Here is a 13218-nt window from a genome sequence, read left to right as displayed (position 1 = left end):
ACGCTTGCACAGGTAAGGGGTCCCTAACTTGCGGGGAATCCGACGACTAGGTGAGGAAGTGACGGCCACCGTGACCGCGTCTAGCAGCAGATTGTTCACCTCGGAGTCGGTGACCGAAGGGCACCCCGACAAGATCTGCGACGCCATCAGCGACTCGATCCTCGACGGCCTGCTCTCGAAGGACCCGCGCAGCCGCGTGGCCGTCGAAACCCTGATCACCACCGGCCAGGTGCACGTCGCCGGCGAGGTGACCACGGAGGCGTACGCCGACATCCCGACGATCGTCCGCGACGTCATCCTCAAGATCGGCTACGACTCCTCGGCCAAGGGCTTCGACGGCAACTCCTGCGGCGTCAACGTCGCGATCGGCTCGCAGTCGCCCGACATCGCGCAGGGCGTCGACACCGCGTATGAGGCACGCGTCGAGACAGGGTCCTTGGTCGAGGACGAGATCAACCGCCAGGGCGCCGGCGACCAGGGCCTGATGTTCGGCTACGCCTGCTCGGACACCCCCGAGCTGATGCCGCTGCCGATCGCGCTGGCCCACCGGCTGTCGAAGCGCCTGACCGCGGTCCGGAAGGACGGCGTGCTGCCGTACCTGCGCCCGGACGGCAAGACCCAGGTGACCATCGAGTACGCCGGCGACCAGCCGGTCCGCCTCGACACCGTCGTGGTCTCCTCGCAGCACGCCGACGGCATCGACCTGGAGAAGATGCTGAGCGTCGACGTCAAGGAACACGTCGTCGGCCCGGAGATCGCGGCCCTGGGCATCGACACCGCGAACGCGCGCCTGCTGGTCAACCCGACCGGCCGGTTCGTCATCGGCGGCCCGATGGGCGACGCCGGGCTGACCGGGCGCAAGATCATCGTCGACACCTACGGCGGCATGGCCCGCCACGGCGGCGGCGCGTTCTCCGGCAAGGACCCGTCCAAGGTCGACCGCTCCGCCGCGTACGCGATGCGCTGGGTGGCGAAGAACGTCGTGGCGGCGGGGCTCGCCGGCCGCGTCGAGGTGCAGGTCGCGTACGCGATCGGCAAGGCGGCCCCGGTCGGCCTGTTCGTCGAGACCTTCGGCACCGAGAACGTCGACCCGGCGAAGATCCAGCAGGCCATCACCGAGGTCTTCGACCTGCGGCCGGCCGCGATCATCCGCGACCTCGACCTGCTGCGCCCGATCTACGCCCCCACCGCAGCCTACGGCCACTTCGGCCGCCCGGAGCTGGACCTCCCCTGGGAGAGCACGGCCCGCGCCGAGGCGCTGAAGGCGGCCGCGGGCGCCTGATGCACGATGCGGTGAAGGCCACCCCGGGCTTCCCCCAGGGTGGCCTTCCTGGCGTCCGGGCTGTCGGGGGTGTCTGGTAGAGATCACGGGGTGAGTAGCTCCGAGCCCGCTGCCCTCTGGGACCTCCCGGAGAAGCCGTCTTCGCCGAAGGCGGCCCCCTCGCGTGCCCGGAAGAAGACGCCGAAGCCCGGGGAGAAGGCGAAGGGCGCCCAGCAGCCCGCGCCCGAGCGGCCGGTCGCGCGGATCGTCGTCGACATCCCGCTGGCCCACCTCGACCGCACCTTCGACTACCTGGTGCCGGAGAAACTGCACGAGACGGCCGTGCCCGGCTGCCGGGTGCGCGTCCGGTTCGCCGGGCAACTCGTCGACGGCTACCTGATCGAGCGCGGCGAGACCAGCGACTACGGCAGCAAGCTCGCGTTCCTCGACCGCGTGACCTCGCCCGAGCCGGTGCTGCCGCCGTCGCTGCACGCGGTCTGCCGGGCGGTCGCCGACCGCTACGGCGGCACGCTGTCCGACGTCCTGCGCCTCGCGATCCCGCCGCGGCACGCCAAGGCCGAGGGCGAGCCCCCGCTTCCGCCCGCGGCTGCTCCTTCCGCACCGGACACCACGGCGTGGGCGCGGTACCAGCGTGGCCCGGCGTTCCTGGAGGCCCTCGCCGAGGGCAAGCCCGCCAACGCCGTCTGGCAGGCCCTCCCGGGCGAGGACTGGCCGCGCCGGCTGGCCGAGGCCGCGGCCACGGTGGCGGCTTCGGGCCGCGGCGCGGTGCTGGTGGTGCCGGACCACCGCGACCTGACCCGGGTGTACGAGGCGTGCGCGGCGTTGGTGGGCGAGGACGCCGTGGTGGCGCTGATCGCCGGGCTCGGGCCCGCCGAACGCTACCGGCGCTGGCTGGCGGTGTTGCGCGGCGCGGTGCGGGTGGTCGTCGGGACGCGGGCGGCGATGTTCGCGCCGGTCCACGACCCGGGCCTGTTCGTCGTCTGGGACGACGGCGACGACCTGCACCTCGACCAGCACGCGCCGTACCCGCACGTCCGGGACGTGCTGATGGACCGCGCGCACTCGGCGAAGGCATCACTGCTGGTCGGAGGGTTCGCGCGGACGGCGGAAGCCCAGCTTCTGGTCGAGTCGGGCTGGGCGGCGCCGGTGCTCGCGGACCGCGTGACGCTGCGAGCCGCCGCCCCGCGCGTGACGCCGGTCGGCGAAGACTTCGACGTCGCCCGCGACGAGGCCGCCCGCGTGGCGCGCCTGCCGGCGGTGGCGTTCGAAGCGGCGCGGCAGGCGTTCGCGGCGGGCTTCCCGGCGCTGGTCCAGGTGCCGCGACGCGGGTACGTGCCCGGCTTGGCCTGCGGGAACTGCCGCACCCCGGCGCACTGCCGCCGTTGCGCGGGGCCGCTGGCCCTGCCCGGCGGCTCGATCGACGGGCAGCCGAAACCCCCGGCGTGCCGCTGGTGCGGCGTCCCGGAAACGGCGTTCCGCTGCACGGCGTGCGGCTCGGTCCGGCTGCGCGCGGTGATCGTCGGCGCGAAGCGGACGGCGGAGGAGCTCGGCCGCGCGTTCCCGGGCATCCCGGTCCGCACGTCCGGAGCGGCGGAGGTCCTGGAATCGGTGCCGGGCAAACCGGCGCTGGTGGTGTGCACCCCGGGCGCGGAACCGGTGGCGGAGGGCGGCTACGGCGCGGCGCTGCTGCTCGACGGCTGGGCCCTGCTGGGACGACAGGACCTGCGCGCGGGCGAAGAGACCCTGCGCCGCTGGATGGCGGCGGCGGCCCTGGTCCGCCCGGCAACCTCCGGCGGACGCGTGATCGTCGGCGCCGAGGCGGGACTGGCGGTGGTGCAGGCCCTGGTCCGCTGGGACCCGGCGTGGCACGCGGGCCAGGAACTGGGGGAGAGGCGGGAGCTGGGCTTCCCGCCGGCGATGCGCATGGCGAGCGTGGAGGGCAGCCCGGACGCGGTGGCGGGGTTCCTCGACGACCTGCCCCTGCCGGAGTCGGGGGAGGTCCTGGGCCCGGTGCCCTTGGGCGAGCTGGACGAAGACGGCAACGCGGAGCGCGAGCGGGCACTGGTCCGCGTCTCCCGAGCGGAAGGCAAGGCCCTGGCGGCCTCGATCCACGCGGCGGCGGCCCGCCGCGACGCGAAGAAGGCCACGGAACCGATCCGCATCCAGGTCGACCCCCTGGACCTCATCTAGCCACCTGTGTCGTCCCCCCAATCACGAGTGATGCCCCTTCAATCACAGGTGATGCCCGCTCAATCACGAGTGATTCCCGTTGCCGCACCTCAGTTTCCGGTCCGGACCCGGCATTCGCGTGATCGAGGACGGAAGTCTTGTGATCGGAGACGCATCTCGCGTGATTGAAGGGGCATCATTCGTGATTGGAGGGGCGACACGGCGGTCAGCGGGTCAGGACCGTGCCCGGCAGGGACTCCACCGCCGCGCGCGGGGATTCCGTTGCCCAGTGCGGAGTTCCGGCGTCCGGGCCGGCCGCCGCGGCCGTTGCCAGGGTGATCACCTGGGCCGCGATCGCTTGGCGGCGGGCCTCGAAGTCCGCGTCCGTCAGCGCCGCCGGGTCCGCGGGCTGGCCCAGCACCGGCGTGTGCAGGTGCCCGCCCGCCACCGACGTCAGCCCCAGGCCGAGGCGGACGCGGTTGCTGCGGAACATCGACTCGTTCGAGAGGTAGTTCCCGCCGCCGCCGGAAGCCGCGATCTCGCCCGGGGCCGGCGCGTCCGAGCGGCACACCGCCGTTCCTGTGCCGGGGTGCGCCGGGTCCGGCCACACGCAGAACGCCTCGTTGAAGTTCACCGGGTACGCCCCGGCCGGCGCGGCCAGCATCCGCGAGTACGGCAGCGTCGTCTCGATGAACTGGACGTCCGGCTGCGGCCAGCCCGCGGCCGGGGGTACGCCACCGGTCACCGAGACGTTGTTGTTGTCCGGGAAGCCGCCGCGCCACGCGCCGGCCCAGCGTTCGATGTCGAACCGGCCCGGGCGGCCCTGGCTGATCGTCATCAGCACGTCCGGGCGGCGCGCGCGGTCGCGCAGAGCCGAGCCGTACGCCGCTTCCACGATGCCCTCGTCGAAATACCCCCACACGACCGGGAAGCTCACCGCTTGCACCACGGCCGGGCCGGACGGCGTGTCGAGAACCCGCCCGTCGAGCTGCAGCGCCGACGCCCCGGCCGGGTTCGAGATCCGGACGCCGGCGCCGTCGAGCTGGAACGGGTCGAACCCGCTCACCATGACCCGCCGTGTCTTCCCGGCCGGGAAGCGGATGTCGTCGAGGCCGCGCGAGCCGTGGTCGAACGCCGTGAGCAGGGCGGCCCGGTCAGGCACGCCGAACGACGGTGTCCACTGCCGGATCGCGCTGCTGAGCTGCAGCCGGGCCCAGTACAGCGGCCGGTCGTCGAAGCGGTCGAGCGTGCCGAGATCGGGACGGCGGCCCTGCGCGCGGTCGACGGCCGTCCGCCACAGCCGGTCACCGGCCCGCGTGACGACGTGTTCGGCCCGCCTCGGGGTACGTGCCGCGCAGAGATCGTGCTTCACCTCGGCGACCAAGGGGTCGAGCCCGGCCAGCCGGACGAGTTCGGGACCGACGGCGGGTCCGCCGGACGGCATCGTCGCGGTCAGCCGCTGTTCCTCGACGGTCAGCGGAACCGCCGTGTCGAAGCAGCGGGGCGTGGCCGTCGCGACGCCGGGAAAGGCGAACACCGGCACGGCGGCGAGCAACGGGAGCAGGGCGGAAAAGCGCACGGGTTTCCCTCCACGTCGTGGACGACCTCCGCCGCCGAGTCTTCCGGTTCGCCGGCCACGCGCCTAGGGGCATAAGTCGGGGGCATAAGTCGGTCGGCGACTTGAAGCCGCCCAGGGCAAGGGGCAGACTCGCCCGCATGTCCGCGCACCGGAGTCGCACCCTCGTCATCGCCGCCACGGCCGCGCTCGTCACGACCGTCGCGGCCGGACCCGCTTCAGCCGCCACCCCCACGCCGAAGTCGCCGGTCGCCGTCGGCTTCGGTGGCGCCGTGGCCAGCATCGACGCCGACGCCACCGCGATCGGCACCCAGGTCCTGCGGGACGGCGGGAACGCCGTCGACGCGGCCGTCGCGGTCGCCGCCGCGCTCGGGGTCACCGACCCGTTCTCCGCCGGCGTCGGCGGCGGCGGGTTCTTCGTCTACTACGACGCGAAGACCCACCGAGTGCACACCCTGGACGGCCGCGAGACCGCGCCGAAGACCGCCGACGCGAACCTGTTCGTCGAGAACGGCCAGCCGCTGCCGTTCAACGACGCCGTCACCAGCGGCCTCAGCGTCGGTGTGCCCGGCACGCCCGCGACGTGGGCCGAAGCCCTGCGCAAGTGGGGCACCCGGTCGCTGGCGAAGACGCTGAAGCCCGCGGAGAACCTGGCTCGCACCGGGTTCGTCGTCGACCAGACGTTCCAGACGCAGATCGCGAACAACGCCGCGCGGTTCTCGGCGTTCCCGTCGACGCGGTCGCTGTACCTGCCGAACGGCGCGCCACCGGCGCCCGGGACCGTCTTCAAGAACCCCGACCTGGCCGAGACGTACGCGCAGCTCGAACGCCGTGGCGTCGGCGCGCTCTACGACGGCCCGATCGGCGCGGACATCGCGAAGACCGTCCAGCAGCCGCCGAAGGATCCCGCTTCGCCACTGAACGTGCGGCCCGGCAAGCTCACCACCGCCGACCTCGCCGCCTACGACGTGATCGAGCGCCGCCCAACCCACGCGACCTACCGCGGGCTCGACGTCTACGGCATGCCGGCGCCGTCGTCCGGTGGGCTCACGGTCGGCGAGGCGCTCAACATCCTCGAGAACTTCGACCTGAAGCACGCGAGCAAGGCCGACTACCTGCAGTACTTCCTGGAGTCGACGCGGTTCGCCTTCGCCGACCGCAACCGCTGGATCGGCGACCCGGCCTTCGTCGACGTGCCGGCCAAGGAGCTGCTGAGCCAGCGCTTCGCCGACACGCGGGCGTGCCTGATCTCGAAGGACAAGGCCGCGACCAGCCCGGTCGCCCCGGCCGACCCCCGGCATCCGACGCCGTGCGCCGCGGGTGCCACTGCCGCGCCGACGCCGTACGAGGGCGAGAACACCACGCACCTCACCGTCGCCGACAAGTGGGGCAACGTCGTCGCCTACACGCTGACGATCGAGCAGGAGGGCGGCAGCGGCATCGTCGTGCCGGGCCGCGGGTTCCTGCTCAACAACGAGCTGACCGACTTCTCGTTCACGCCGGTGACGCCGGGGGTGCCCGACCCGAACCTGCCCGGCCCGGGCAAGCGGCCGCGCTCGTCGATGGCGCCGACGATCGTGCTCAAGGACGGACGGCCGTTCTTCGCCGCCGGCTCGCCGGGCGGCGCGTCGATCATCACGACGGTGCTGCAGGTGCTGACCGGCCGCATCGACCGCGGCCTGTCGCTGGAGGACGCCATCGCGGCCCCGCGCGCATCCCAGCGCAACTCGGCGGCGGCCCAGGTGGAGCAGGCGTTCCTCGACCAGCCCGAGACGGCGGTGCTGAAGGCCCGCGGCCAGGGCTTCTCGACGGCGCCCGCGGAGATCGGCGCGGCAACGGGGGTGGAGCACCTGCGCGACGGCCGCTGGCTGGCGGCGGCGGAACCGGTCCGGCGTGGTCAGGGGGCGGCCCAGGTGGTGTACCCCGCGAACTGGTAGCGCTGCCGTGCGGTGGGGTCTCGCCTGGCGAGGCCCCGCCTGGCGTGGCACGGCGTCATCACCTGGCGTGGCCTCACCCGGCGTGACCCCGGCTTGACCTGCGGGCCGGCACATCGGGGCACTGGCGCGCCCGGCACACCGGGGCCTTCTAGACTCAGCCTCGATGTTCCAGCCACCTGAAACCCTGCTCCCGCCGGGGGTGGGCCGATGAAGCTCGTCTTCGCCGGTACCCCCGAGCCGGCGGTTCCCGCCCTGCGCGCCCTGCTCGACTCCGGCCGGCACGATGTCGTCGCCGTCGTCACCCGGCCCGATGCGCAGGCCGGGCGCGGCCGGCGGGTCGTCCGGTCGCCCGTCGGCGCGCTCGCCGATGACCACGGCATCGAAGTCCTCACGCCCGCGCGGGCCGGTGACCCCGCTTTCCTCGCCCGGCTCACCGAGCTCGCGCCGGACGCCTGCCCGGTCGTCGCCTACGGGGCGCTGCTGCCGCAGGCCGCTCTCGACATTCCGCGGCTGGGCTGGGTGAACCTGCACTTCTCGCTGCTGCCGGCGTGGCGGGGCGCCGCCCCGGTTCAGGCCGCCATCCGAGCCGGGGACGAGATCACCGGTGCGTCGACCTTCCGGATCGTCAAGGAGCTGGACGCGGGCCCGGTCTACGGTGTCGTCACCGAGACCATCGGGGCCACCGACACCGCGGGTGTGCTGCTCGGGCGGCTCGCGGAGTCCGGGGCCAAGCTGCTGCTGTCCACCATGGACGGTCTGGCCGACGGCAGCCTGGTCGCGCGGGAGCAGCCCGCCGAGGGGGTCAGCTACGCGCCGAAGGTGACGGTCGAGGACGCGCGGGTGTCCTTCGCCGACCCCGCTTCGGCGGTCGACCGGCAGATCCGGTCGGTCACCCCGGAGCCGGGCGCCTGGGCGGAGTTCCGTGGCGAGCGGTTCAAGCTCGGCCCGGTCACGGTGCTCGACGAACCCGGCCCGCCGCCGGGCGAGATCGTGGTCGAACGCAAACGGGTGCTGGTCGGGACGGCGACGAAGCCGCTGCGGCTCGGCGAAGTCCAGGCACCCGGCAAGAAACGGATGGCGGCCACCGACTGGGCGCGCGGTACGAGGATTGACCAAGGAGAGCGCCTCCGGTGAACGACCACAGGGAACGACGCCCGTCACGGCCCCAGCGAGGCCGCCCGGCACCGCGCAAGGAAGGGCCGCGCCGCCCGCCGGAGGTGGACCCCGCCCGGCAGGCCGCCTACGACGTCCTGGCGGCTGTCCGGACGAAGGACGCCTACGCCAACCTGGTCCTGCCGGACCTGCTGCGCGAGCGGCGGATCACCGGCCGGGACGCGGCGCTGGCCACCGAGCTGACGTACGGCGCGTCGCGGGCGCAGGGCCTGCTCGACGCGATCATCGAGTCGTGCGCCGAGCGTCCGCTGTCCAAGACCGACCCCGCGGTGCTCGACGCGCTGCGCCTCGGCGTCTACCAGCTGCTGCGCACGCGCATCCCCGAGCATGCCGCCGTGACGTCCACTGTGGACCTCGTGCGCGCGGAAGCCGGTTCCTGGGCCACGGGTTTCGCGAACGCCATCCTGCGCAGGGTGTCCGAAAAGGACGAAGCGGCGTGGCTGGACGAGCTGGCGCCGGAGGAGACCACCGACCCGATCGGGGCCTACGCGCTGCGGACCGCGCACCCGCGCTGGATCGCGCGGTCGTTCGCCGAAGCGCTGGGTGACAAGGGCGCCGGGCTCAAGGCCGCCCTGGAAGCCGACGACGCGCGCCCCGAGGTGCACCTCGTCGCCCGCCCCGGCGAGATCAGCGCCGACGAGCTCGCCGCGATCACCGGCGGCGACCCGGCGCCGTATTCGCCCTACGGCGTGCGCCTGCCCGCCGGTGCCGGCGATCCGGCCGACGTCGAACCGGTCCGCGAACGGCTGGCCGCGGTGCAGGACGAGGGCAGCCAGCTCTGCGCGATCGCCGCGACGAAGGTGCCGCTCGAAGGCTCCGACGAGCGCTGGCTCGACCTGTGCGCCGGCCCCGGCGGCAAGGCCGCGCTGCTCGGTGCCCTCGCCGCGCTGAGCGGGGCGGCCGTGGACGCCGTCGAGAAGGCGCCGCACCGCGCGAAGCTCGTCGAGAAGGCCACGCACGGCTTGCCCGTGACCGTCCACGTCGGAGACGGCCGCGAAAGCGGACTGGAGCCGGGGTACGACCGGATCCTCGTCGACGCGCCGTGCAGCGGGCTCGGCGCGCTGCGGCGGCGGCCGGAGGCGCGCTGGCGCCGTCAGCCGTCCGACGTCGCGGACCTCACCAAGCTGCAGGGCGAGCTGATCACCGCGGCCTACGACCTGCTGCGGCCCGGCGGCGCGCTCACCTACGTCGTCTGCTCGCCGCACCTGGCCGAGACCGAAGGCGTCTTCGCGGAGACAGCCCGGCGGCTCAAGGCCGAGGTCCTGGACGCCCGCGAGTTCTTCCCGGGCGTGCCGGAGCTCGGCGACGGGCCGTACGTCCAGCTGTGGCCGCACCGCCACGGCACGGACGCGATGTTCTGCGCCGTGCTGCGCAAACCGTGAGGAACCTCGGGCTGGTCGCCGGCTCGTGCGGCGGGCTGGACGTCCGGTTCGCCGCCGAGCTGGTCGCACCCGCCGCGGCCCGCGGCTGGCGGACGGCGATCACGCTGACGCCGGCCGCGTACCGCTGGCTCGAGGCGGCCGGCGGCCTCGACGCGGTCGCCGCGGGCACCGACCTGCCGGTCCGCAGCGTCTCCCGGCTGCCGGGGGAGCCGCGGCCGCATCCGGACCCGGACGTGTTCCTCTTCGCCCCGGCGTCGGCGAACTCGGTCGCCAAGCTCGCCCTCGGCATCGCCGACAACCAGGCCCTGACCGTCCTCGGCGACGTGCTCGGCGCACCCGGGATCACGATGGTGGTGGCCTACCAGCTCCAGGACACCCGGGTGCACCACCCGGCGTGGCAGCGCCATCTCGACACCCTCGCGGGCGCCGGGGTGACGCTGCACCGGCTCGACGTCCGGCGGCCGTGGACCGAGGCCCTCGACCTGTTGCCTTGAGCACGCCGCGGGGGCGCCCCCCGTTTTCCACGCTACCGGCGGCCACCGACAGTTTCCGGGCCTAGGAGCACACCGCCGCCTCGGTGACGGCGAGCAGGTGCGCCGAGCCGTCCGGCGCCGGGTTCAGGTTGGCCACGACGGTGCTGCGCCGGCCCTGCGGGCCGACCCCCGCGAGGTTCGTGAAGCCGGGGATCCCGCCTTCGTGGCCCCAGAACTCGCCGCACGACAACGGGATGCTGCCCAGGCCCAGGCCGTAGCGTGCGCCGGGGACGCCGAGATCGGCCGGCACCGTGTGCCGCATCTCGGCCAGCTGGGCCGGGGGCAGCAGCCGTCCGCCGAGGAGGGCGCCGTAGAACCGGTCGAGGTCGGCGGGGGTGCTGACCAGGCCGCCCGCCGCCCCCGCGATCGTCGCGTCGAAGTCGCTGAAGTCCACCAGCTTGCCGCCGATCGGCGTATAGCCGACGGCGTGGGGAGCGGGCAGTTTCTCGTCCCCACGGCGTGGCAGGTACGTGTCGCGCAGGCCCAGCGGCCGGGTGATCCGGCGGGCGATTTCGTCGGACAGCGCGTGGCCGGTCACCTTTTCGGCGATCATCCCCGCCACGATGTAGTTCGTGTTGGAGTACGACCAGCTCGTGCCCGGCGGGAACAGCGCCGGGTGCTTCAGCGCCATCGCCACCAGCTCCGCCGGTTCGGCTCCGCGGTGCCGCAGGGCGTCCGGGTCGGTCCGGTTCAAGTCGTCCGTGTAGTTGTAGAGCCCGCTCGTGTGCTGGAGCAGCTGCCGCACGGTGATCCGCCGGTCCGGGAGCAGGCCCGGCAGGTACCGCTCGACCGGCGCGTCCAGCTTCACCCGGCCTTCCGCGACGAACTGCAGCACGACCGTGGCGACGAACGACTTCGTGACGCTGCCCGCGCGGAAGGAGCCGTTGCGCGGGAACGGTTTTCCGGTGGCGACGTCGCCGGCGCCGCTGCGCACGACCCGCGTTCGCGTGCCGTCCTGGACGACGGCTTCGGCGCCCGGGACGCCCTGCTGCGTGGTGAGCACGTCGAGGCTGTGCTGTACCGGGTCGACGGCGGCGAGCGCCGGTGCCGCGGTCGTCGCCGCGAGGAGCGCGACGAGCGTGCCGGCGGCGACGATCCGTCTGCCGGACAGTGACTTCCGCATGAAAGAACCCCCTGGTGTCTCGGTCCTTCCACGGTAGGGAGCCGGGACGCCGGGGGACATGGGGGAGACCACCGATATTCACTGAGGTTTACCCCACCACGAAGCGCTTCAGGGTTCGGTCAAGTGTCCCGGCCGGACCACCCCGGCTTCGTACGCGATGACCACCGCCTGGCTGCGGTTGCCGGCGCCGAGCTTCGCGAAGATGTTGCCCACGTGGGTCTTCACCGTTTCGAGGCTGATCACCAGCGCCGCCGCGATGTCCTGATTGGACAGTCCGGTGGCGATCAGCCGGAGCACCTCGGCTTCGCGGCGGGTGAGCGTCTTCGCCGCGCGCGTGTGCGTCCCGCCCGGGAGACGTCCGCTGACCAGGCGCCTGATCGCCTCTGGGAACAGCAGCGACTCCCCGGCGGCGACGGTCCGCACGGCGTGCGCGATCTCTTCCTTGCGCGCCCGCTTCAGCAGGAACCCGCTCGCGCCCGCCAGCAGCGCTTCGTGCACGTAGTCGTCGTTGTCGAACGTCGTGACGACCAGGATCTTCGGCGGTTCCGCCAGCGCCGCGAGCACCTGCCGGGTGGCTTCGATGCCGTCAGTGCCGGGCATCCGGACGTCCATCAGCACGACGTCCGGCCGGGTCCGCCGCACCTCGGGCAGCACCTCGCCGCCGTCGGCCGCCTCGCCGACCACCGGGAGGCCCTGCTGCTCCAGCAGGGCCCGCAGCCCGGTGCGGACCAGCGGCTCGTCGTCGGCGAGCAGCACGGTCGGGGTCATGCGCCCGCCCGCAGCGGGATGGTCGCGCTCAGCCGCCACCGGCCGTCGTCCGGGCCGGCGTCGAGCTCGCCGCGCAGGGCTTCGACGCGCTCGGCGAGCCCGGCCAGCCCGTGCCGCCCGGTCCGCGGCCGCTCGCCGGGCAGCGCGTTGACGACGGCGATGGCCAGCCGGTCCGGCCCGGCCTCGACCCGCACGTCCACCTCGCCGGGGCCGGCGTGGCGCAGCGCGTTGGTCAGGCCTTCCTGGACGATCCGGTAGCCCTCGCGCGACACCGCGGCGGGCAGGGCGGCGACCGGGCCGGTGACCGTCAGGCGGACGTCGAGCCCGGCTTCGCGGGCCCGCACGGCGAGGACGTCCACCTCGGCCAGTGTGCGCGTCGGCTCCTTCGCCGCCGGCTCCTCGCGAAGCAGGCCCAGTACGTGGTCGAGGTCTTCGAGCGCACTGCGGGACGCTTCTTCGATCGTGCCGAGCGCCCGCCGGACCTGGGCCGGGTCCGCCTCGACCAGCTCGGCCGCGGCCGCCGCCTGGATCGTCGACGTCGTGAGCGTGTGCCCGATGGAGTCGTGCAGCTCGCGGGCCAGGCGGTTGCGCTGGGCGAGGACGGCCGCGCGCTGCTCGGCGGCCGCCGAGAGCTCGGCCGCGGACGGCCCCAGCAGCGTCGTGGCGCCGACCCGGAAACCGATGGTGGCGGCCGCGGCGAGCACGAGCGCCAGGAAGACCATCGCGAGGCCGAACGGGATCGTCCACACGCCCAGCGGGACGTCGTTCCGGAAGAACGTGATGCGTGCCTGGCCGCCGGTCGGCCAGGCCAGCGGCACGAACAGCATGATCCCGAGGAAGGCCAGCCCGGTGAGCAGGACGCCGCTCGCCGCCGTGTGCAGCGCGAGCCACAGGCCCGAGCGCAGCCGCGAGCCGGCGTCCGGGCGCCGGGCCGGAGCGGGCAGGCCGGTGCCGAGCAACGCGTTCGCCAGGCCGATGCTGAGGCGCCGCACCGGTCCCAGCAGCCCCAGCAGACCCATCAGCACCGCCAAGGCGAGCAGGGCGATGACGGCGCGGATCCGGGAATCGGCGGGAAACGCCACCGCCACGGCGAAGGCGAAGGGAGCCACCGGCACCGTGATCGCGAGGCTCGAGACGGCGTACGGGAGGCTGCGGTAGCTGCCGATCCGCGGCAAGGACTGGAGGAAACCGGACATGCCGCCGAGCGTAGGGCCGCTCGCCCGCCCGTGACCTCCCTCTCCGGAGCCAGATCCTGGTCACAACCACGCTTTTCGG

The 13218-nt window shown here is 73.7% G+C and carries 10 protein-coding genes; 6 read left to right on the top strand and 4 right to left on the bottom strand.

Annotated elements, in window-relative coordinates; genetic code table 11:
- Positions 1-70 precede the first annotated feature (70 nt).
- Complete coding sequence (gene metK / locus CF165_RS34380) at positions 71-1282, top strand: methionine adenosyltransferase (RefSeq protein ID WP_167441648.1); 1212 nt, start codon at positions 71-73, stop codon at positions 1280-1282.
- A gap of 90 nt (positions 1283-1372) precedes the next feature.
- Complete coding sequence (locus CF165_RS34375; RefSeq protein ID WP_093951754.1) at positions 1373-3472, top strand: primosomal protein N'; 2100 nt, start codon at positions 1373-1375, stop codon at positions 3470-3472.
- A 205-nt stretch (positions 3473-3677) separates the two neighbouring features.
- Here CF165_RS34375 and CF165_RS34370 read toward each other — a convergent pair whose 3' ends face one another.
- Complete coding sequence (locus tag CF165_RS34370; protein ID WP_093951753.1) at positions 3678-5030, bottom strand: pyroglutamyl-peptidase I; 1353 nt, start codon at positions 5028-5030, stop codon at positions 3678-3680.
- Between the two features lie 137 nt (positions 5031-5167).
- Between CF165_RS34370 and ggt the strand changes: the two genes are divergently transcribed.
- From ggt to CF165_RS34350, 4 genes are all read left to right on the top strand, one after another.
- Positions 5168-6964, top strand: coding sequence for a gamma-glutamyltransferase (gene ggt / locus CF165_RS34365; RefSeq protein ID WP_093951752.1), 1797 nt, complete (start codon positions 5168-5170; stop codon positions 6962-6964).
- A 207-nt stretch (positions 6965-7171) separates the two neighbouring features.
- Positions 7172-8098 (top strand): methionyl-tRNA formyltransferase, encoded by a 927-nt coding sequence (fmt, locus tag CF165_RS34360; protein ID WP_093951751.1) that lies wholly within the window; start codon positions 7172-7174, stop codon positions 8096-8098.
- Positions 8095-9519 (top strand): RsmB/NOP family class I SAM-dependent RNA methyltransferase, encoded by a 1425-nt coding sequence (locus tag CF165_RS34355; RefSeq protein WP_093951750.1) that lies wholly within the window; start codon positions 8095-8097, stop codon positions 9517-9519. The genes fmt and CF165_RS34355 overlap by 4 nt, the downstream gene beginning before the upstream one ends.
- Positions 9516-10013, top strand: a complete 498-nt coding sequence (locus CF165_RS34350) for a flavoprotein (RefSeq protein WP_093951749.1) — start codon at positions 9516-9518, stop codon at positions 10011-10013. Before CF165_RS34355 ends, CF165_RS34350 begins: the two co-directional genes overlap by 4 nt.
- Positions 10014-10074: 61 nt before the next feature.
- Here the strand turns inward: CF165_RS34350 and CF165_RS34345 are convergent, their stop codons facing one another.
- From CF165_RS34345 to CF165_RS34335, 3 genes are all read right to left on the bottom strand, one after another.
- A complete protein-coding gene (locus tag CF165_RS34345; RefSeq protein WP_093951748.1) occupies positions 10075-11175 on the bottom strand; it encodes a serine hydrolase domain-containing protein in 1101 nt (366 codons plus the stop codon).
- Positions 11176-11283: 108 nt separating this feature from the next.
- Entirely contained in the window at positions 11284-11943 is a 660-nt protein-coding gene (locus tag CF165_RS34340; protein ID WP_093951845.1) for a response regulator transcription factor, read from the bottom strand.
- Positions 11940-13139: a sensor histidine kinase gene (locus CF165_RS34335; protein ID WP_093951747.1), complete on the bottom strand. Its 1200-nt coding sequence runs from the start codon at positions 13137-13139 to the stop codon at positions 11940-11942. Before CF165_RS34335 ends, CF165_RS34340 begins: the two co-directional genes overlap by 4 nt.
- Positions 13140-13218: the final 79 nt, after the last annotated feature.

The organism is Amycolatopsis vastitatis (assembly GCF_002234595.1).
In the GTDB taxonomy this organism is placed as follows: domain Bacteria; phylum Actinomycetota; class Actinomycetes; order Mycobacteriales; family Pseudonocardiaceae; genus Amycolatopsis; species Amycolatopsis vastitatis.
The sequence above is the reverse complement of the archived record's forward strand: the minus strand, read 5'-3'. Positions and strand labels throughout refer to the sequence as shown.

Bases quoted from the DNA above. Each gene is read 5' to 3' on its own strand.
- ggt (WP_093951752.1), top strand. From the start codon at position 5,168: ATGTCCGCGCACCGGAGTCGCACCCTCGTCATCGCCGCCACGGCCGCG.
- fmt (WP_093951751.1), top strand. From the start codon at position 7,172: ATGAAGCTCGTCTTCGCCGGTACCCCCGAGCCGGCGGTTCCCGCCCTG.
- CF165_RS34335 (WP_093951747.1), bottom strand. From the start codon at position 13,139: ATGTCCGGTTTCCTCCAGTCCTTGCCGCGGATCGGCAGCTACCGCAGC.
- CF165_RS34345 (WP_093951748.1), bottom strand. From the start codon at position 11,175: ATGCGGAAGTCACTGTCCGGCAGACGGATCGTCGCCGCCGGCACGCTC.
- CF165_RS34340 (WP_093951845.1), bottom strand. From the start codon at position 11,943: ATGACCCCGACCGTGCTGCTCGCCGACGACGAGCCGCTGGTCCGCACC.